The organism is Mycobacterium sp. E1747 (assembly GCF_001667775.1).
Classification (GTDB): Bacteria; Actinomycetota; Actinomycetes; order Mycobacteriales; family Mycobacteriaceae; genus Mycobacterium.
On the sequence record NZ_LZJI01000084.1, the window covers coordinates 45,116 to 65,404 of the forward strand.

Sequence of the window (20,289 nt, forward strand, 5' to 3'; positions counted from 1 at the left end):
TTATATATATATATAGGTGTGCTTGATATCGGTTGCGGTAGCGGCATATCAGCACACGCGGTGTACGACGCCCTGCTCGACGAATCCGGCGCCGTCTTTACCATCGCAGGTCAGGGTCATGAAGTCGTCGTAGGTGCCGAATGCAGGACCGTCGGTGTCGCGGCCCATCGGTACGAAGAACCCGGCACGCCGCGAGATCAGGCCGATTGTCTTGACGCGGCCGTCGGCGAGGGTCAGTGTGCTCGCCAGGAATTGCGCGGCGGCGTTCCGCCGGAATTTGATGTCGGTGATCAGGACCGCTCCCGCGTCGTCGACCCAGTAGCCGTCGGAGCGCAGGTCCCCGTTGGTGCCGAGGAACTTCATCGCGGAGACGAAGGCCCCATCGATGACGCATACCAGGCCGGCGTATTCGAGCCACTGGGCAGCCTCGTCCCGGAAGCCCCATGTGCGGTCGCGCATCCCGGTGGCGTCGAAAGTCCAAGTGTGCCCGTCGCGGTGCGCGGCTCCTTTGACGCTGCACGCCTGTTGAAAGTGCTGTAGCGGCTTACCGGGTACCAGGGGCGGGATGAGCTCGTTGAGGCTGAAGTCGGCAGGTGCCCACAGCGGTGCGTTGCCTACCCGAACTACGAGTTCGGGGTGGTCGACCGTGATGGTGCCATCGAGCCCGAATTGGATCGACTCGCTGACGAACGACCCCATCGGGAGGTCTTCGATGATCTCGACGGTCTGACCATCGAGATAGAGCGAGAATCGCGCCCGTCGAGCCTTCACATCATTGGGAGAGGTGGAGACGTGAATCGTGCCGTAGACGCTCGCCTCGACGTCCCAGAAGGAAAGGTAGGCGTTGTCCTTCCATGTCGGATCGTCGGCGCCGGCGGCGTCGGTGTGCACGGCGGTCGCGAGCGGACCCCAGGCGGCGGTGCCGCCCGCATCAGGTGATGCGGCCCTGTCGAGGGATCTGGTCATCGGCGATCTGTCCCTTCGGGCATCGTTGACGTCGGTTGAATGTCTCGGGCGATTACTTCGACAGTTCCCGCGGCGCCGTCGACGCGCACGACGTCGCCGGTGCGTAGGTCGGTTGTTCCGGTGCCCGTGTTCATCACGCACGGAATTCCGAGCTCACGGGCTACGACGGCGGCATGACTCATGAGCCCGCCGATGTCGACGACGAGCGCACCGCTCAAGAACATCAGCGACACCCACGAGGGATCCGTCGTGTGCGCGACGAGAATGTCGCCGTCGTCGATGTCGGCGTCGGCGGGCTCGGTGATCACGACCGCCCGTCCCTCGACAACACCGCCGCACGCCCCGACTCCCGACAGTCGGGTGATCGGCTCGTCATGGTGTTTCGTCGGCACGATAGGTTCGGGCTGCCCGGTCCACGCGCTGGGTGCGGCCAGCTGCTGATACTGCAGCCGCAGTGCGCGACGGTCGAGAACGATCTGATGCAGGTCGACGGAGGGGTCCGTGGCGGGCGCGCCGATCAGCTCATCGATGGTCAGATAGAAGGCGTCGTCCGGGCTCGACAGCCGAGCCGCTTCAACCAGCAGCGCGCCGATGTGTCTGGTCGCGGCGCGTAAGACGTCAAGACTCTGCAGGTACGAAACCTTTCCCGTGCCTCGAAGCGGGATGTAGCGCCGGGCAAGTCCCAACACGATGCGCGCCCGTGCCCGGCTGAGCGGGCGCAACCGTGACATCAGCCTGGCCTCGGCGCGGTCGCGACGGACTCGATGCTCGGCGGCATCGCGCCGCGGAGAGTCCGAGTCGGGTTTCTCTCGATAGCGGTGCACGATGCTGGCTACGGCCGAGGGGTCCTCACGCCAGACCCGCGTCTCCACTTCGCCCTCGCCCGGACCGTGGTATCCGTGCCGGCTCAAGAATGCCTCGATCGTGAGTGTGTCTCGGGATACGGCCCAGAGGTCATCTAGCACCAGGCACTCTTCGTGGGCGGAACCGCGCAGCAGTACGGCGGCATCTATCCCTGCGGCCGCGCACAGCGCCGAGAGCTGCTCCTGTACAGGCTGGATCAAGGTCGCAGAGATCACCGCCTGCGCGGCGAGCGCGTCGAAGAAGCGCCTGCGCGCGTCCTCGGCCACCGTCTGCGTACCCCGGAGGTCGAGGTCGAGGTCGGGAAGTCGGGTCGTCTGGGTGCGCCACCAGGTGTCCGTCTGGGCCCGTAGCCGTCTTATCCGGCGAGCAATTGTCAAGAGAGTCCGCGGATACCGTGCCGCGATGAACGGCAATCTCCGTGCGGAGGGACGGCTGCTGAAATTCTCCGGGACGAAACCAAAGAAATCCCGTGACAGCGCCGCGCCCGACTGTCCGGGAATGAGGTCACCCATCTCGCAGAGGAAGTCCACCCGGACCGCCATCCGTCCGAAGAACGCGTTGGTGATGCGCTCGTCGGGACGGTGGGGGATGCCTCCCTTTGACGCGGGCAACGCGCCCATCGCTACGAATGGTTGTCGGAGGCCTAGTTCACTGGCGGGAATCCACACACTTGCGGACAGGGGTGTCATGACGCCGGGCACCGCTTCGGCCAGGTTGATGGAGCTCCAGGTTGCCGTCGGAGACGACATCGCGTGCAACGGGTTGGGCGCGGTGTGATCCAACCCCGAACATGAGTGCATCGAGACCCCGGTCACGTTTCGAATGAAAATTAAATACGAAGTCTACGGTGTGTACTTTCCGCTCCGCAAGCGGCTGCCCGGGAGTCGTCGCTACCTCGACCGAAGGACCGTCTCGCGACTAGTACCAACTCGCGACGCGGCCGGTCGCTCTATTGCGCAGGGAATGTCGTGCCGGTACGTGGGACGGGGTAGATCGCCTACGCGGAAGCCGCCCCGGGATTTGGACGATGCACTGCCCGATGGTCGACGGCCGCGAAGTCGACCAGCCGATGAATGACCGCGCCGCGCTCGGATCGGTTCCTCATGGCCGATGTCTCGTAGACGAATGACCGATGTCCGGTAGACGCGAAATCCAGGGCCGAGAACCCATCGCTCGATCGCGGGGAGTTCCGCTGGCACACAGCGGTCGCAATGACGCACAGGTAGAGCCCACGCACACGTGGTTGACCCTGAGTGACTTAGCTCATACTATTGGCGCGATCGTGGGGCAGAACAACTCGTGCGATAGCGTGCCGGGGGCAACTCGGGATGCGCGCGAGTCCACCACGGGGCGAGCGCGACGAGAAGCGGTGTCCTGTCCAGAGGGAGGGTCTGTAGTCGATGATGGGAAGCGCGCAATAATGGGCAAGCCGTTACTGTCGGCTCATCCGAAGGCTGGGATACGCGAAGCCGGCTATGTCGACATTTTTTTTAAGAACATTATTTATTCTAATTTAGAAGAAGATTTTCAAGCGACGTTCGCCTACGCCAGCTCGGCGTCAATCGCGCGGCGCCGGATGGCATTACACCCGCCCCTAACAACAACCATCACGTCGGGGGCCGCCGGATGGTAGACATTGCAGACGGTCCGACGACCTCGAGCCGGCCGAGCGGTCGCCGGCAAGCCGGGAAGCCCGTCTCGCGACTGATCGCCGGCCGCAGGTGGGCCGAAGTCGCGTCCGCGCCGGGGCGAGCCGCGGCGACGACTGGACGCGGTATCCAACTCGCTGCCTCGGTTGTCCGTTACGCAGTGCTCGACACCTTCACCCTCCGCCTGCCCGTCCCCGAGTTCCTCTGGCAGACGTGGACTTTGCTGAAGGTGACCGCGACCCCGGCCGTCCTGATGGCCATACCGATCGGCGGGATCGTCACCGTCGTGACGTCGGGACTGGTGGCAGAAGTGGGCGCGACCGCACTCCTCGGTGCGGCAAGTGGAGTAGGTGTGCTCCGGCAAGGGGCGCCCGTCACCGCAGGACTGCTGATGGGCGGTGCCGCGGCATCGGCGATCGCGTCGGACTTCGGGGCGCGCGCCATTCGGGAGGAACTCGACGCCATGCGCGTGCTCGGCGTGGACCCCGTCCGGCGTCTGGTCGTGCCGCGATTTCTCGCGCTGCTTCTCATCGCGCCCATCCTGACCCTTGTCATCATCGCGTCCGGCACGGCCGCGTCCTATCTGCTGTCGGTCACAGTGAGTGACGTTGCGTCAGGTAGCTTTTGGAACTCGTTCGGGACCTTCGCCAAGATGGTCGACGTCTATTTCGCGATCGCGAAGGGGCTCGTCTTCGCGGCCATTGTGGCGGTCATCTCGTCGATGCGGGGAATGGAGGCGAAGGGCGGCCCACGCGGCGTCGCCGACGCCGTCAACGCAGCCGTGGTGATCAACGTCGTCCTCATCCTCTTAGCGAATCTGGTGATCACGCAGATACAGACCATGTTCTTCCCCACGGCGGTGGCGTGATGTCGGCTCCCTCTACGTTGGGAGGACGCGTGCGGTCAGGTGCCGTGGCGTCGGTCCAGAAGCCGTTGTCCGGGTTCGGCCAGTGGCTCATATTCATCGCGCAAGTGTTCTGGTACCTGCCGTTGACGGTGCGCAGGTACTCGCGGCAGACGTTGGCGGCGACGCTGAACATGGCGTGGGGTCGGGGATCGCTGATCGTCGACGGCGGAACGATCAGTGTGCTGCTCATCTTGGGTATCACCACCGGAGCCTCGTTGGCTATCGAAGCGCTGGCAATTCTCGACATCCTGGGCTTTGGATCGCTGGCGGGCATCATCGGAGGAATCGGCGCCGTTCGTATTCTCGGACCGATCGTTGCCGGCATCGCGTTCATGTCGCAGGCCGGGACGCGGATGACAGCCGAGATCGGCGCCATGCGCATCTCAGAGGAGATCGACGCCGTCGACTCAATGGGCCTGCGGCCCATCCCATTCGTCGTCGGCACCCGGTTGATCGGCGCGCTCACGACCGTGGTGCCCGGCTACCTTCTGACCCTCATGGGGGTCTTCGCCACCATGGAGATGGTCGCCGTCGTCTTCAACGGTCTGCCCGGAGGTACGTACACGCACTACTTCGTTCAGTTCCTGACGCCGATCGACCTGTTCTACTCGACGCTCAAGTTGAGTACCTACTGCGTCGCGGTGACCCTAATCCATTGCTACTACGGCTATTTCGCGTCGGGCGGACCGGTTGGTGTCGGGGAGGCGTCCGGACGTGCCGTGCGCGCGAGTCTCGTCACGATCGTCGTCCTGGACTTCCTCACAACCGTCCTGCTGTGGGGCATCAAGCCCGTGTACGTATTCAAAGGATAGTGGCCAAATGATGCTAAGAGGATCCCAACAGCGTCAGCAGCGGGTACTGATGACGGTCGGCGGTGCCGGCATCCTGTGCATCGCCGTGGCAGTCACGCTCTTCGTCACGAACCCATTTGGCGGGCGTCCCGAAGGCACTTACGCCGTGGCGATCACGACACCGTACGTCGGCCAGGGCGTGCAGGCCGGAACCGCGGTAGTCCTTCACGGCGTCAAGGTCGGCGAAGTCACCGATGTCACCAATACCGGTGGCGGACGGGTCCAACTCGCGACGCAACTGCTGACCCAGCCGACACGCGGGCTTACTGATGCCATGAACATTGATTTCCGGCCCATCAACTACTTTGGCGTTCCCGGCATCAATATCGTCCCGAGCTCGGGAGGGCAGGCACTCCGCGATGGAAGCAAGCTCACTCTGCAACCGAAGGGGAACTTCACTCTGTCGGAGCTACTCAATCAACTGGGTGAGGTCTCCGCGAAATCCCTTACCCCGCAGCTCATCAGCGTCATCGATCGCGTCACCCGCTACACCGATGCGCTCAACCCGACCATCGAAACGGCGGTGACGGTGACCAGAGCGGTCGATGCCGTTCAAACGGTTCCCAGTGAAGAGCTCCTCAAGAATCTGTCGAGTGCGTTCGCCGCCTTCCCGGAGTTCACCAAGACCGTGGTGGAGGCGGGTACGCGCGTGGACAAATACGACTACTACCCCACTAGAGTGCATCCGGCCCAGGACCCGGCCTCCGAAGTCGCGCCCTTGGAGCGGCCCTACGTGGAGAACGTGAAGACGCCCAACATCGGCGACCTGTCTCCGGCGTTCTTCCACGATCACTGGAAGGTCACTTTGGATCTCATTCAGAACGGTCTGTTCGCCGCAGTCGGCAAACTCGTCGGCAGCCACGTCGCTGACTTGACACCGCTGATCGGCGGAATTAAAGCCATCACCGACACGGGGCCTGTCTTGCTGCGGCCGGCGGACGTCGCCCAGAAGCTTGCGGAACTGCGGGATCGGTTCCAGAAACTCTACGAGGGAAACGGGACCGAGCGAGCGGTTTCGGTTCGGCTCGTGCTGGACAGCCTTCCCGGTGTCGCCGCGGCAGTGGGAGTCACCATGGAGGGACAGCCATGAAACCGTTGGCCACAGCTTGGCGCATAGGCGTGGCACTAGCCGTTGCGGTGGTCCTGTTCGTGCTGCTCGGCAATACCCTCACCAATCCAGTCGCGGTCGACACGCGCACCTACACAGCAAACTTCACGGATGCGTCCGGGCTTCATCCCGACGGCGACGTGCGCGTTCGAGGTGTTCGGGTGGGGAAGGTGAAGTCGGTCGACTTGGCGAGAGTCGGTGGACAGAACGTCGCACGGGTCCAGATGACGCTGGACCGCAAATACGCCGTCGTGGCCATCACGCGGTTGGCCATCAAATTCCAGGCCCTCACCGGCGTCCGCTACATCGACGTCACCAACCCCGCAGAGGGTTACCGCGCCAGCGACGTCGTGACGCAGATACCGACAACGATGACACAGCCCTCGTTTGACGTGACCGCACTCTTCAACGGGTTGCAACCCGTGCTCGCCACCTTGAGTCCTGAAGAGATCAACACCTTCACCGCGAACGCGGCAGCAGTCCTGACCGGCGACGGAAGTGGACTGAAGCCGCTTCTGGACAGCATCCGGAGGCTGACCGAATTCGTCTCGGACCGTCAGCAGGTGGTGGCGACATTGATCCAGAATCTGTCGAACCTCGCCAAGGGCATCGGCGGCACATCCGACAAGTTCATCCACCTGCTCGACCTGGCGAACGAGCCTATCGATGGCGCACTCACCATCCTCGACGAGTTCCGCAAGGACCTGGTGTACAGCAAGGACTTCTTTGATCCCACGACTCAATTGCTCCACAACCTCGGGTTTAGGAACGGAGTAAATGTTGATGAATCGCTCGACCGCGCATTCGACAATCTCAGCAACTTCTTCGACGCGTTCAAGTTGGTGCCGGTGATCAACGACAAGATCCCCCCGCCCGGCAACGACGGAACAGCTGTCGAGCCCTGTTCACGTGGCAGATTTCAGCTACCGGAGACCATGGACGTGTTGCTAAATGGACAGCGGGTGATGCTGTGCAATCGCTGAACTTGAGAAGGTTTGGGGGCAGCCCGACTGCCTGGGGCGTCGGTGCGATCGCCGGTGCCGTCGTCGTGGCGCTGGTGTTGGCGTACGTGTACTACAACACCCCGGGAACCAGCAAGGTCGTCTCCTTCTACACCGACGACGCGAACTCGCTCCGTACTGGAGACGAGGTGCGGATGGCCGGGATCAAGGTGGGGACGGTCAGCGATCTCAAACTCGAGCCCGCCCGGGTGCTGGTGAAGGCAAAGATCGATGACCATGCCTTCGTCGGCGATCAATCGCAGGTCGACGTGCGGATGCTCACCGTCGTCGGCGGCTATTACGTCAATATCGCCTCGATGGGCAGTCGGCCCTTGGGCGCGCAAACCATTCCGCTCTCTCGGGTGACCATGCCGTACAGCCTGGTTCGCGTACTCACCGATACGACGAAGATCACCAACAACGTCTCCACGAAGGCCATCCACGATTCTCTCGACCAGCTCTCACAGGGCTTGACGGGCGCGAATACACAGGTCATTTCAACCGTCATCGATGCCGGCAACGCACTGATGTCCACCATTGACCGACAGCGCGGCCAAATCACGAACATTCTCAATCTGTCGGACGAATACATCAGGGCGTTGTCCAACTACCGCGATAAGTTCGCTCAGCTGGTCCGGAAGGCGGCCATTCTGACCCAGACCCTGGTGATTTACGACCACGGCTTCTCCAACACGGTCCAGGGTCTCGGCGACGTCCTCCTTGCGCTGAAACCACTCGGCGACTTCTACGATGCTCACGTCCTCGAATTCATGGAGAAGGTGCGCAACTTCCTCGAAAGGGGTCGGTTGTTCATCGAACACAACGGCGTGACGATCCGCTTCCTTCGACATGTTCAAAATCTGTTCGACCGGGTCCTGAACGCGCAAGGCGCGCCACCAGGGCTACTGGCGACCGACCTCTGCGTTCCGGTCCCGGGGAGTGCGTGCTGATGTCCATACCCCAGACCATCCGGCGCGCGTTGCTGGCATCCGTCGTCATCTCGGTGGCGCTCAGCAGCGGCTCGTGCACCACGTCCACGAAGTCGCGGTCCGTCGGGTACTGCGCGATCATGCCCGACAGCGTCGGGCTCTACGTGAACAACCCGGTGACCCACCTGGGCTACCCCATCGGCAAAGTCTCCGCGATCACCCCGGCAGCACTGTCGGTCCGCGTGGACTTCACCATCGACAGTCAATGGGCGATCCCGGAAAGCGCGAAAGCAGTCACCCGGTCGACGACGATCCTCGCCGACCGCGCCTTGGAACTCGTCGGCGACTACGAAGCCGGCGCACACATGGCCCCCGGAGGATGCATACCGCTCAGCCGGTCGCTGACACCGAAAAGCCTGTCCGAAGTCATCGGATCGTCGACCAACTTCATCAACTCCATCAACCCCGCGGACTCGCGCAACATCGGCGGAGTGGTCGCCGGCGTCGATCAGGCGGTACGCAACCAGGGCCCGAACGCGAACAAATTGCTGACCACCGCGTCGTCGGTGCTCGACTCGCCCGACCAGGCCATCGGCGATATGGCATCCATATCCGCAAACCTCACCCAGTTGACGACCACGCTCGTCGACCTCGAACCGACGCTCAAGGGCGTGTTCGACGACGGCGCAAACTCCGTATCGCGAGAGGTGGCCGACTCGTTCAAGGCCATGACCGACTGTTTCATCGGACTCCGACCGATCATCGACGCCGCATCCGCCATCGAGAGGGAACTCGGCCCACAAGTTCAGCAGTTGCTCGACGCGCTCTCGGTCATGCTCAGGAAGTTCAGCCCGCGCGCGCCCTACTACGCAAGCCTGCTCAATGTGGTACCTCGCGTGGTCAACGGAATCATCAACCTCGGCAACAACCACAAGTTCACCACGTACTACCGCCCGCCGATGTATCGGCTCCGTACACCCAACGGAATCGCTGAGTGCAACATCATGAATGCCTCGGTGCCGGGAAGCTGCGCGGACGTCAAGGGAACGCCGTACGCGGTAGACGTCGCCCTGTTGCAATACGTGCTGACCATGGCGGCGAAACGATGAGGTCACGATTGCGACCGGCCATCGCCGCTGCCGCCTGCGCGCTCGTACTCACATCGTGCGCATCCCTCAACGTCAACAAGATCCCAGCCCCGGGCGCGTCCTACGACGATGGCTACGACGTAGTCATGCGCTTCGCCAGTGCCCTGAATTTGCCGGAACGAGCCAAGGTGGTACTCGACGGCGTGACCGTCGGCGTCGTGTCCAAGATGAAGCTCACCAAGGACAGCGTCGACGTCACCGCACGAGTGGCGAAACGGGTGACCGTCCCGTCCGACATCCATGCCGTATTGCAGCAGGCCACGGTGCTCGGCGACATCTACGTGGCCCTCGAACGACCGCCCGCGAGCAGCACGCCGGCGCCCGCACTCAAGCCCGGCGCTGTCATCCCGTTAGCCCAAACCACATCCCCTCCCCAGTTGGAGGACACCATTGCCAGTCTCGCGAACTTCATCTCCAGCGGATCAATTCAGCGGGCCCAGAACACCATCATCCGGCTTAATCAGATCGTGCCGTCCAGCGACGAGGTTCGAACGCTGACCGCACGTGTCAACACCGATCTGTCCGCGCTGTCGGCGAACATCGACAGAGTTGATGAGCTGCTTGATGGGGTGTCGAAGACCGCTGCCGTCGAGAACGATCATATTCCGCAGCTGCAGTACTGGTTCTCGCCGACGGGGCAACGCGGCTTCGATTTCACCATCGACACCGGGAACTACATTGCGACCGTGCTTCCGGGATTCGGCAGCATCACTCTCGGCGGATACTGGCTGGTGCCCCTGCTGAAGTCGCTGGCGGACTCCTCGGGGGCGCTGCAGGAGTCGAAGGTGGCCGGCGAAGCCGAGATACCGAAGTACCGGCGCTTGTTCACCGAGTACTTCCTTCCCGTCGACAAATACCCGGCCATCAACATCAAGTCGATCATCGGGCCCGACGGGCGTGAACTATCCGGAAACGTCCAAGACGTACTGAGAATCCTGGGGGCGACGCCGTGAATGCGGTGAGAATGCGCGACGTCGTGTCCTATGCGGCATTCGGAGTCATCATCGCGGTAGTGCTGGGGTACTTCTGGTCCCTCGGACTGCAGGTCAATCCGCCCGATGACCGAACCAATCTGACCATGGACGTGCCCGAGACGAACGGCATAGTCGCCGGATCGAACGTTCTGCTGCGGGGCGTGCCGATAGGCAAAGTCACCGAGACCCGGACATCCGTTGACACCGCGACCCTCGGCTTCTGGGTCGACGGGCGCTACCAGATACCCGTGGACACCGAGATACGGCTGGACAACCTGTCGGCGCTGGGAGAGTCGTACATAGAGTTGGCGCCGCGGCGCGCCGGCGGGCCGATGCTGAAAAACGGTCAACACATCTCGAGCAAGTCGGTTGTTCAGCCGCCGTCGATCTCGGAGTTGGCCACCAGCGTGGTCCGGGTACTGAATCAATTTGAGCCCGGCGCGATCGGGCGCATCATCAACGAGTCGGACGCTGCCCTGCCGGACCCGAATGTCGTGCTGCCCAACTTGTCACGGGCGAGCACTCTGTTCAACAACATGATCAAAGACATGCATGGTCAAGGGCGCGTGCTGCTCGGCAATTTCCAGACACTGATCAAGAACGCCGAATGGGTCAACCCTGATCTGCTGGCGATCATCCCTAATGGCGTCGACACCGGAATTTACTGGCAAGACTTCTTCAAGCAGCTACCGATGCTGTTCAGTCGCGATATGCCCCAGGGGATGCGGAATCTCAACAATCTCGTGGCACGAATTCAAAGTCTGCTGGACATCAGCGGCGGTGACTTGAGAGTGCTGGGCGAGGCGCTTCAGCCGAAGCTCAACAACATCGGCGCCACCCTGATGAATCTCGACAGCGGGCAGATCCTGGACAATTTCCTCCAACAAGTGCCCGCCGAGGGAATCATCACGCTGCACGTCCGACCGTGAACCGGCACTAGGAACACAGGAAGAGAGGTTACGAAGTGCCCATCAACGACGTTGAAACAAGGAAAGCGTCGGAAACCGACGTCGACAACGCCCCAGAGGCCGCCGTCGAGACCGATGCAGACGAGACGAAAACGACCGAGGCGCAGGCGAAATCCGTCAAGGACGCCGGGGAAGGTGATCGGCCAGAACCCGGGCGGAAGTCGGTGTCGATCAGCCTGCGCGGCCTGGTCAGCGCCGCGGCCGTCGCCGCTGTGCTGATCGCCATAGGCGCGTTGAGTTGGCTGTATGTGGACGCGAAGCATCAGCTCAGCGTTCAGGCAGCCCGAGCGGATAACGCCGCCCATGCCGAAAAGGTCGCGCTCGACTACGCGGTGAACGCGGCGACCATGGACTTCAAGGACCTGCAGGCCTGGCGCGTCAAACTCGTCGCGGGCACCAGCCCTGAGCTGAGCAAGAAGCTCTCCGACGCCGGTACCTCCATGGAACAGGTATTGGTGCCCCTGCAGTGGAGCTCGACCGCGCAGCCGTTGGTCGCCAAGGTCCGATCCGTCAACGGCGGCATCTACGTCGTGGACAGCTTCGTCAGCGTGCAAACGAAGACCGTGCAAGCGCCCGAAGCGTTGCAATCGACGGCCACCTACAGCACGACCATCGACAGCAACAAGAACTGGCAGATCACCGATGTCGGCGGAATCGGCTCCGCGCTCGGATCCAAGTAACACCATGTCGACACCGAACGAATCGAGGCGGCGACCGTGATGTCACGCGCTGGAATACGAAGCCGCATCGCGGTCGCGGGATATGCCGTGATGATCGTCTGGGTGATGGGCATTCTGACGGGATCTCCAGCGGGGGCGGATCCCAATGATGACATCCCGCTGCCCGACATCCCGCCGGATAGCGCCGTGATCATTCCGTTGCCCGTCATTACGCCCACGCCGTCGAACTGGACCCCGAGGTATCCCTTTCCCTACGACCAGATCAAGGACGAGGTCACCGGTGCCGACATCACGGCGATGGGCGAGATGTGTCAGTGGTACTCCGCTCAATACGCAGCCCTTCGCTCCCAGATCGACCGGCTGCAGTTCAACCGGATCGGTCCGGACGACAGGGACTACAACTACGCCAGGGGCAACGTCCAACAGCAGGTCGACATCGTCTCGCGCAACATCGGCCAAGCCGTCGACTTCCTGGGACCGAGGGTGCATTCACTGACTCAGGCGCAGAGTTCCTTCGGGGACAGTCACTTCGCGGTCTACAAGGGTGAGGCCTTTTACAAGCTGTGGGAGCAGTTGTCGAACGTCAACAACGGGATCTTGGCCCACCAGCCCGACTGGTTCACGGGGCCGTCGGTGCAGAAGGCCAAGCGATGGGGTAGCGACATCCAGCGCGCCCACGTGTGCGGATAGGAGAAGCGTGTGCCCACTGACGAGAGATTGGCTTTCCGTGTTCGTAGGTCAAGCAGCCGCGTAATAGCAGCCCTTGCAACGGTATTAACGTCGGCTGGCCTCACCGTTGCACCGTGTGCGGCGGCGAGTCCGACCGAAAGCCTCCGGGCCGCAGTGGCGGCAGCGCGCGGCGGCGCGGCGTGCGGGTCGCTGCGGTCGGACCCCACGATCGACCGGGTGGCCGAGAAAATCAACGAAACGACGGATGGCTGGCTCGATCACACGACGCGCGCTGTTCCCGAGACTAATGCGCTACCTGTGCTGAAGGATTTCGGATACGACGCCACCAAGGCCGCGATCCTCAGCAGCACCACACCGGACGTCGGCACAGCGGTGAAAGCTCTCGTTCTGCAGGGGTGGGCGAAGATTCCGGACTGCTCCTATACGGCGTACGGCGTAGCCACCACCTACAACGCCAAGAAAGAGGATTTCGTGATGACTGCCGTGCTCGCCGGCTGAACTTATTCGCGACCAAGTTTTTTCGTCAGACCTTGAAGGGCGCCACGTGAAGCACTTTCAATCGACCGCGATCTCAGTGGTCGTCTGCCTCGGCGGATTGCTGCACGCGCCGGTGGCCAAGGCAGAAGAATCCGTCACCTATGACATCTTCTCCGACACTGTCGGCCGGTTAGCCGGCATCGAATACCGCGATGTGTCGGGCAAGCACTTGCTACGAGACGTGCCGTTGCCGTGGAGTCTGACGGTGCCCGTGATCAAGGCGACGAGCCCGACATCGGACGGCGCCGAACTCCGCGCGGACTGGCGACCGAACTTCCGGACGCCGGCAACCGTAGGACGGGTTCTGCAAGGTCACTTCGTCACAGTCCGGATCTCGACGGGAGGGCAGACTCTCTGCGAGAGCATCCTCGACATCGGAAATGCCACGTGCTACGGCAACACTCCGCACACTGCGGAAAACGAGTCGTCCCCGGGAAACCTGCCATGACGGGCCGGCTTTGGCTCGGTGTCGGTCGGCTTCTTCGCGGCCTGACGGTGATCGCGTGCGCGACTGCGCAGGTGCTCACCACTTCGGCGACCTCGCAGGCCGAACCGAACGCGGGTGATCCGTCGAGTCCCTACCCGGCCGCGTACTTCATTCTGCGGTACTACGACAAGGTGAAGTACGACGACTACTTCACGAACAGCGCTGGGGGAGTGTGGTTCTCGACTCCCCTCGGTCTCAATTGCGGGATCTGGGATCGGGGCAGCTTCGGCTGCGCGGGCAACATCCCTGGCGCGCCGCCTGGTACCAGAAATGTCGGGTGGGTCAACGGGAACATCGCCGTGCGCTACGACTGGTTGCTGGGGGTGCAATTCCCCCCTGGAGTGGCGCAGCGGGAGTTGCCGCCGCGAAGTTACATCGACTACAACGGGACGACCTGCGCGACCATGGCGGATTCAAGCACCTACTGCTTGCATGGCCCGTTCAGATTCTTCGCAACGCCGACCCGGACCTGGATGAGTCCGCCATGACGACAACGTCGAGAACCCGGCACCAAGGGTGCCCGAGAACGGTGTACTTGAGGAGGATGAGATGAACCGTCGAAAGGCTGTGGCGGCAGCGCTTTTCGTGGCGACGGCAGTCGAGCTGGTCGGTACCCAGTCAGCGCACGCCGACCCTTTGACCCCGCTGACGCCCAACGAGGTCACCTACCTCGAGCAGGCCCGCAAGATCATGACCGCAACGCACAACCCGATGGGCTTCCATGGTGACGGGCGGCTGTTGACCGACGGCCGGTACGCCTGTGCCAGACGCACCACGGACATCATCGGAAATTCGGGCACGTACGTGGATCCGACACTGACCCAGCTCGCGTTCATCTACCTGTGTCCGCAATGATCGGCGATTCCCGCGGGGCTCGACCGGCCGGCCCCGCGCGGTGTCATCACCACAACGTCGACAATTCGTGGAAGCCGACAGCCGGATCGCGGCTCGGTACTTCAAGCCCACAGAACGGGACCTCGATGCGAACGTATGTTGCGATTCTCGGATACATCATGGTCGGGTTCACGCTTGCATTCCACGGTGCGCCGACAGCGCAGGCGGACGAGGACAGCTTCGTCAGGTCCGTCCAATCGCTTGGCTTCCCGCAGGCTCCCACCAATCTGAAGTCCATTGCGCAATCGGCCTGCTACTACGTCAAACTGAATCGGGATCCCGACGAAGTGCTAGGGCGCATCATTCGAATGACGAGGGCCGAACCGGAGCAGGGCCGGCAGTTCTTTCGCTTGGCGGTCGACGAGTTCTGCCCGGAATTCCACGGTGTGGCCGGATGAGCCTGAGCCGCAGCTGCACGTGCCGCGTCGACTGCTCGAGAGTGCGACCCTAGTCGATTCCGTTGTTCTGATCTGAGAGGGATGTCCCACCTGGGTATCGGTATTCAAGTTGAAGGCCTGACGAAGTCTTTTGGTTCCCAGCGAATCTGGAAGGACGTGACCTTCGATCTACCTGCCGGTGAGGTCAGCGTTCTGCTAGGCCCTTCGGGTACGGGTAAGTCGGTGTTTTTGAAGTCGCTGATCGATTTGCTGCGCCTGAGCGTGGCTCGATTGTGGTCGATGGCACCGATATCACGCAGTGTTCGGCCAAGCAGCTCTATGAGATCCGCACGCTGTTCGGGGTGATGTTTCAGGACGGCGCGCTGTTTGGGTCGATGAATCTGTATGACAACACCGCGTTTCCGTTGCGTGAGCACACCAAGAAGAAGGAATCAGAGATCCGGCGGATTGTGATGGAGAAGCTGGATCTGGTGGGTTTGGGCGGGGATGAAACCAAGTTCCCGGGTGAGATTTCCGGTGGTATGCGCAAGCGTGCTGGTTTGGCCCGCTCGCTGGTGTTGGACCCGAAGATCATTTTGTGTGACGAGCCGACTCGGGTCTGGATCCGGTGCGTACGGCGTGTTTGTCGCAGCTGTTGATCGATATCAACGCCCAGATCGACTGCACGATTTTGATCGTCACGCACAACATCAACTCGCCCGTACGGTGCCGGACAACATGGGCATGTTGTTTCGCCGCAAGCTGGTGATGTTCGGACCCCGTGAGGTGCTGCTGACCTCCGAAGAGCCGGTCGTCAAGCAGTTCCTCAACGGCCGCCGTATCGGCCCGATCGGTATGAGTGAGGAGAAGGACGAGTCGACGATGGCCGAGGAGCAGGCCATGATCGACGCCGGCCATCACGATGGTGGCGTGGACGTGATCGAGGGTGTGCCTCCGCAGGTCACCGCCACACCGGGGATGCCCGAGCGCAAAGCCGTCGGGGGGCGCCAAGCACGCGTGCGCGAGATCATGCGCACCCTGCCGCCGGCCGCGCAGGAGGCCATCCGCGCCGATCTCGAGGGCAGCAACGAGTACCCGTCCCACGAATCCGGCCACGACGACACCACGCCGCTGAGTCCGGTCGGGGCCGATCACGGTTTGGCCTAAGAGCGTGCCGCTGGTCTAGGGCGGAGCTGTCATACGATCGCGCAGGGCGCTCGCCGCTTCGGTAGCCCGGTTGAGCGCGGCTGAGATCTCGTCTAGTTGGCTGCGGCAGTCGAGGGACGGCGTCGCGTCGACTCGCTGCGGCAACAGCGCCGGAATCAGGAACAGGCGAACCCTCTCTCGCGCGGCATGGTCGTCGGTCGGATCGGGTTGCTGCATCGCCAGATAGAGCTGTTCGACGATCCAGGACACTACCCGCTCCGTCGACACGTCGGCCCTGATGACACCGCTGGATCGACCTTGGTCGATGACCGGTCCCAGCGTGGCCATCGTCAACTCACTCGCTTCGTCGCCGATGTCGGACGCGGTTTGCACCACGAACATCGCGCGCATGACCGAGTCGGCGGGAAGTTCGCGGGCAAGATGTAGGAACGCGGCCTCGATCTTTCCCAAAACGGTTGGATGGCGATCCATTTCGGCCGCGCAGGTGCGTGCGTAGCGGGCTGCGCGCAACATTCCGACGGCCACGATCATGTCGGCTTGCGTGCCCATGTGCCGGAAGGCGGTGGCGCGTGACACGCCGGCTGCGGCGGCGACCGCGTCGACAGTCAGGGCCTCTACCTCCACGTTCGCCAGTGCGGCGTCGGCGGCGTGCACCAGCCGGTCCAGCACGGATGATCCCTTTGTCGCGGCGGGACCCGGCACGCGAACCCCCGATACTCGTTAGCGATTAAATCGCAATTCGCGAGACTGAGAGACATCCTAGTCGCATACTGGGGTCTCCGACAACGAAAGAGCGACTGATGGCTCGCACCTGTCCCGTGTTGCCCGCCCCGGGGGCACTGCCCTTCGGTGACGACCGAACTTCCGCATGGCGGATGCTGCACGACGCCGGCGACGTCGCGATCTCCGAATCGGGGGTGTACTTCCTCATCGGAGCCGACGTCGTCGAGGCCGCGGCCAAGGATCACGCGGTATTCTCGTCTGCGGGTGCATTCGACATACTCGGCTGCCCACTTCCGTTGGTGCCCATCGCGATCGACCCGCCCGACCACCGCCGATATCGTCGGGTACTGGATAAGTTCTTCAGCGCACGTCGCGTCGGCGCCCACGATGACCACCTACGCGCCCAGGTCAATGCACTGATTGATCGCGTCGTGGCGGACGGTCCCCGGTGCGATTTCGTCGCGGCTGTGGCTGTGCCGTTTCCGTCTCAAGTGTTTCTCACGTTGTTCGGTCTGCCGCTCGAAGACCGTGAGCGCCTGATCGCCTGGAAGGACGCGATCGTGCAACTGACGGACCCGCAGGCCGCACACATCAACCCCGCGGCGTTGACGGCATCGGGGGAGCTCTTCGCCTACTTGACCGATCACATCGCCACGCGTCGCCGCGATCCGGGCTCAGACCTTCTGAGTCAACTTCTCTGCGATACCGATGAAGGAGGCATGAGCGATGAGGAAATACTTGGTCTCTGCTTCATCTTTATTCTGGCCGGCCTCGACACCGTCACGGCCGCTTTGGGTTTCGCTCTTGAGGCCCTGGCCCATAACCCCGGGCTTCGGCGACGGCTCGTCGCCGACCCGGACGCGCTAGCGGTCTTCATCGAAGAACTACTCCGCCTGCAGGGACCCGTCCCCGCGGTGCCTCGTGTGACGACCACCGAGGTGGAGGTGGCCGGCGTCAGCATTCCTGCCGGCTCCTCATGTTGGTTGATGATGGGGGCGGCGAGCCGCGATCCTCGCCGCTACCCGAGACCCCATGACCTCGATGATGTGCGAGCGACTCACTTCGCGTTCGGCCGAGGTCCCCACCACTGCCTCGGTTCCCACCTCGCCAGACTCGAGCTCCGGATCGTGATCGAGGAGTGGCTGCACCGCATTCCCGAGTTCGCGCCGGCAAGCACGCCGAAAGTGTTGTGGCCCAGCGCGACACTTAGTCTCGAGCAGCTCGATCTCCATCTGGGGACTGAGGCCTGCAGCTAGGTCCGGGGTGATGTGCCGATCCCGTCAAAGGTGATGGCGATGATCGAGTCGACCTGCGTCGCGAGGTCGTCATGCCCATCGCACATCGCGCGGTCGAGAGCCAGCCAGAAGGCAGTGCCGAACTTCGACTGGACTGCGATCTCCAAGTCGAAATCCCGATGTTCCCAACGGTCGAGTTAAGTCGGGTGGCATCGACAGCCGCATCGAGCAACGGCCGGATGCAGGTGCCGATGAGCGATGACCCTCGCTCACTCATCCGTATGCAGTCAAGAGGTGGCGTAGGCCCCGCTCGAACGCCTTGGACTGGGGCCACTTGACGTACTGTGGGGCGAGCGCACTGAGATGAGGGTATTCGGTTGCCGCGCTGAGCTCTTCGACCCGATCTGGCGAATCGTCGGCACGGGCCTGTTGGCCCACTGCCCACCCCACCGCGAAATTGGCGAGGATCGCGAACATTTCGACCGACTCGCGATCACTAAATCCCTGGCCGCGCAGGATGCCCAGGACCGTGTCCGCCATCCGGTGCGTGGCCGCTACGTCGACTGTCTGGGTGGTCAGCACCTGGGCAAGGATGGGGTGCTCGAGCATGTGGTCGCGGAACGACACGAAGATCTTGAGCAGTCGGGCGTCCCAGCGTCTGGTCGACTCGGCCAGGTCGAGGTCGGCTAGGTAGCGATCAGCGATCAGTTCTTGCAGGCGTCCCTTGGTCGGAACGTGAGCGTAGAACGCCATCGGAGTGACCCCCAACTCCGCGGCGAGTCGACGCATGGTGAGCTTCTCCAGACCGTCGTCTTCGACGATTCGGGTCGCGACGTCGACGATGCGCGTCACCGTGAGTTCGGCTCTTCGCCGCCGGCGTGGGGCCGCCGCTGAGGACCTGGCGGCCGCTGAGGAACTCAATTTCGGTCCCGCATCGATTCGCGTTTCCATAACGACTGGCTGGAGTGTGCACGGTTCATGAGGCGGGCGGTCCTATTTCGGGGTGCACCACATCGAAGCCGTTGGGCGGACAGCCCAGGCGGTAGGCGATCAGAGCCATGAGAACACCATGCCATGCTCACGCCACGTATTGTCGGTGTCAGCGGGTGATGCCATCGGCGATCACCGTGCCCAGACTGAACGTCGGATAGCGGCGGCCGTCGAACGGGTTGATTGATGCCTCCAAGTCCGCGTAGCCGCCACTCAACTGTCCGCAGGTGATCTCGCAGAGGTGGTCGACCGCGATGTACTCGCGGTGTGGCATCAGGAATGCGCCTCGCGTGTGCGATTCGATACTCACGGTTTCTCCACTGGGAAAGCGCATTTCGCAGCGACCATGCGGCAAGGTGATTCCGTCGGGTAACACTTCGACGGTGATGGTCGCGTCGTCCGTCCATTCCTCGACACCATTGCGGTTGATGTAGCCGTAGGCGGAGTATGCGTCGTCAGAGGTATGCCACACCAGGCAGGAGAACGACAATTGCGGACCGAAGGTACCGACCATCGCACGATGATTGCGGATCATCGACCAATCGCGAAAGCCAAAGGAATGGTCGCGCACCGCATATCCGTCGATGTTCACCTCGGTGCCGAGCAGGGTCAGCGTGCCCGTAATTCGCGACGCAGCCTCCCAGTGCCGGGGTACGAATTCGTCGGCTTCCTTGGCTTCGGTGGCCCAGTCCGACGAGGTGTCATTGCCCACGGCATAGAAAGGGGTGAAAGGATAGAGGTCGTGTAGCTGATAGTCGGCCTGGAACTCCGGAGTCCTGATCTCCCAGCCGGAATCGCCCGCGAAGTAGTACTTGGACTTGTCGTGCACCTGAAAGCTCTCGTCGGTACGCCACCCCTCCTCCAACGGCACGAAGGAGTCAAGACTGCGGAAGGCCACGCCTCCTGGCCCATAGACCGCAGTCCATTGGTTGGTCAGACCGCGGTTGACCTCTTGGCCGATGCGTTGCAGGCCGCCGTAGCCGCGTTCGTGGTCCGCCCAGCACAGGAACACACTTTCCTGGAAGAACTCACTGGCACCAGGGTCGTGCGGTCCACGAACGTAGGGGTGGGCGGCCACGATCGCGTCCCGGGTGTGAGTTGGTGCAGCCATCAAAGTCTCCTATCTTGACCGTGGTCGTTTAGC

Annotated in this window: 22 protein-coding genes and 1 pseudogene; 17 read left to right on the forward strand and 6 right to left on the reverse strand. The window is 62.6% G+C overall.

Annotated features, from left to right (window positions below):
• Positions 1-48: 48 nt before the first annotated feature.
• Complete coding sequence (locus A5695_RS09165; protein ID WP_068080188.1) at positions 49-966, reverse strand: hypothetical protein; 918 nt, start codon at positions 964-966, stop codon at positions 49-51.
• On the reverse strand, positions 963-2,492 hold the full coding sequence (locus A5695_RS09170; RefSeq protein ID WP_068080222.1) for a PEP-utilizing enzyme: 1,530 nt from the start codon (positions 2,490-2,492) through the stop codon (positions 963-965). The genes A5695_RS09165 and A5695_RS09170 overlap by 4 nt, the downstream gene beginning before the upstream one ends.
• Before the next feature lie 964 nt (positions 2,493-3,456).
• On the opposite strand from A5695_RS09170, the gene A5695_RS09175 reads away from it, so the two are divergent.
• The 16 genes and pseudogenes from A5695_RS09175 (at position 3,457) to A5695_RS09250 (ending at position 16,197) form a co-directional block, all read left to right on the forward strand.
• Positions 3,457-4,347 carry an ABC transporter permease gene (locus A5695_RS09175; RefSeq protein ID WP_082945945.1) on the forward strand — a complete coding sequence of 297 codons (891 nt, stop codon included), beginning with the start codon at positions 3,457-3,459 and terminating at the stop codon, positions 4,345-4,347.
• The gene (locus A5695_RS09180; protein WP_068080230.1) at positions 4,347-5,198 is read left to right on the forward strand and encodes an ABC transporter permease; all 852 of its coding nucleotides are present in this window, start codon (positions 4,347-4,349) and stop codon (positions 5,196-5,198) included. The genes A5695_RS09175 and A5695_RS09180 overlap by 1 nt, the downstream gene beginning before the upstream one ends.
• A gap of 49 nt (positions 5,199-5,247) precedes the next feature.
• Positions 5,248-6,327, forward strand: coding sequence for an MlaD family protein (locus tag A5695_RS09185; RefSeq protein ID WP_231974771.1), 1,080 nt, complete (start codon positions 5,248-5,250; stop codon positions 6,325-6,327).
• A complete protein-coding gene (locus A5695_RS09190; RefSeq protein ID WP_068080190.1) occupies positions 6,324-7,328 on the forward strand; it encodes an MlaD family protein in 1,005 nt (334 codons plus the stop codon). The genes A5695_RS09185 and A5695_RS09190 overlap by 4 nt, the downstream gene beginning before the upstream one ends.
• Positions 7,316-8,296 carry an MlaD family protein gene (locus A5695_RS09195; protein WP_068080192.1) on the forward strand — a complete coding sequence of 327 codons (981 nt, stop codon included), beginning with the start codon at positions 7,316-7,318 and terminating at the stop codon, positions 8,294-8,296. The genes A5695_RS09190 and A5695_RS09195 overlap by 13 nt, the downstream gene beginning before the upstream one ends.
• A complete protein-coding gene (locus A5695_RS09200) occupies positions 8,296-9,384 on the forward strand; it encodes an MlaD family protein (protein ID WP_197515416.1) in 1,089 nt (362 codons plus the stop codon). The genes A5695_RS09195 and A5695_RS09200 overlap by 1 nt, the downstream gene beginning before the upstream one ends.
• Complete coding sequence (locus A5695_RS09205) at positions 9,381-10,376, forward strand: MlaD family protein (RefSeq protein ID WP_082945947.1); 996 nt, start codon at positions 9,381-9,383, stop codon at positions 10,374-10,376. The genes A5695_RS09200 and A5695_RS09205 overlap by 4 nt, the downstream gene beginning before the upstream one ends.
• An 11-nt stretch (positions 10,377-10,387) precedes the next feature.
• Positions 10,388-11,326: an MlaD family protein gene (locus tag A5695_RS09210; protein ID WP_197515417.1), complete on the forward strand. Its 939-nt coding sequence runs from the start codon at positions 10,388-10,390 to the stop codon at positions 11,324-11,326.
• A gap of 35 nt (positions 11,327-11,361) precedes the next feature.
• Entirely contained in the window at positions 11,362-12,045 is a 684-nt protein-coding gene (locus tag A5695_RS09215) for a hypothetical protein (RefSeq protein WP_068080194.1), read from the forward strand.
• Positions 12,046-12,084: 39 nt separating this feature from the next.
• Positions 12,085-12,735 carry a hypothetical protein gene (locus tag A5695_RS09220; protein WP_231974774.1) on the forward strand — a complete coding sequence of 217 codons (651 nt, stop codon included), beginning with the start codon at positions 12,085-12,087 and terminating at the stop codon, positions 12,733-12,735.
• Positions 12,736-12,951: 216 nt separating this feature from the next.
• Complete coding sequence (locus tag A5695_RS09225; RefSeq protein ID WP_156749540.1) at positions 12,952-13,233, forward strand: hypothetical protein; 282 nt, start codon at positions 12,952-12,954, stop codon at positions 13,231-13,233.
• Between the two features lie 46 nt (positions 13,234-13,279).
• Positions 13,280-13,720, forward strand: a complete 441-nt coding sequence (locus tag A5695_RS09230) for a hypothetical protein (protein WP_068080198.1) — start codon at positions 13,280-13,282, stop codon at positions 13,718-13,720.
• Positions 13,717-14,247 (forward strand): hypothetical protein, encoded by a 531-nt coding sequence (locus tag A5695_RS09235; RefSeq protein ID WP_068080200.1) that lies wholly within the window; start codon positions 13,717-13,719, stop codon positions 14,245-14,247. Before A5695_RS09230 ends, A5695_RS09235 begins: the two co-directional genes overlap by 4 nt.
• A gap of 61 nt (positions 14,248-14,308) precedes the next feature.
• Positions 14,309-14,614: a hypothetical protein gene (locus A5695_RS09240; RefSeq protein ID WP_068080241.1), complete on the forward strand. Its 306-nt coding sequence runs from the start codon at positions 14,309-14,311 to the stop codon at positions 14,612-14,614.
• A gap of 158 nt (positions 14,615-14,772) precedes the next feature.
• A complete protein-coding gene (locus A5695_RS28980; RefSeq protein WP_197515418.1) occupies positions 14,773-15,051 on the forward strand; it encodes a DUF732 domain-containing protein in 279 nt (92 codons plus the stop codon).
• Positions 15,052-15,141: 90 nt separating this feature from the next.
• Positions 15,142-16,197: pseudogene (locus A5695_RS09250) on the forward strand (ABC transporter ATP-binding protein).
• A gap of 15 nt (positions 16,198-16,212) precedes the next feature.
• Here A5695_RS09250 and A5695_RS09255 read toward each other — a convergent pair.
• A complete protein-coding gene (locus A5695_RS09255) occupies positions 16,213-16,866 on the reverse strand; it encodes a TetR family transcriptional regulator (protein WP_068080204.1) in 654 nt (217 codons plus the stop codon).
• A gap of 206 nt (positions 16,867-17,072) precedes the next feature.
• On the opposite strand from A5695_RS09255, the gene A5695_RS09260 reads away from it, so the two are divergent.
• Complete coding sequence (locus A5695_RS09260; protein WP_231974772.1) at positions 17,073-18,176, forward strand: cytochrome P450; 1,104 nt, start codon at positions 17,073-17,075, stop codon at positions 18,174-18,176.
• Here the strand turns inward: A5695_RS09260 and A5695_RS28370 are convergent.
• The 3 genes from A5695_RS28370 to A5695_RS09270 form a co-directional block, all read right to left on the reverse strand.
• Complete coding sequence (locus A5695_RS28370; RefSeq protein ID WP_156749542.1) at positions 18,173-18,322, reverse strand: hypothetical protein; 150 nt, start codon at positions 18,320-18,322, stop codon at positions 18,173-18,175. The genes A5695_RS09260 and A5695_RS28370 overlap by 4 nt on opposite strands.
• 106 nt (positions 18,323-18,428) lie before the next feature.
• Positions 18,429-19,007: a TetR/AcrR family transcriptional regulator gene (locus tag A5695_RS09265; RefSeq protein ID WP_068080208.1), complete on the reverse strand. Its 579-nt coding sequence runs from the start codon at positions 19,005-19,007 to the stop codon at positions 18,429-18,431.
• A 247-nt stretch (positions 19,008-19,254) separates the two neighbouring features.
• Complete coding sequence (locus tag A5695_RS09270; protein ID WP_068080209.1) at positions 19,255-20,223, reverse strand: hypothetical protein; 969 nt, start codon at positions 20,221-20,223, stop codon at positions 19,255-19,257.
• Between the last annotated feature and the right edge of the window lie 66 nt (positions 20,224-20,289).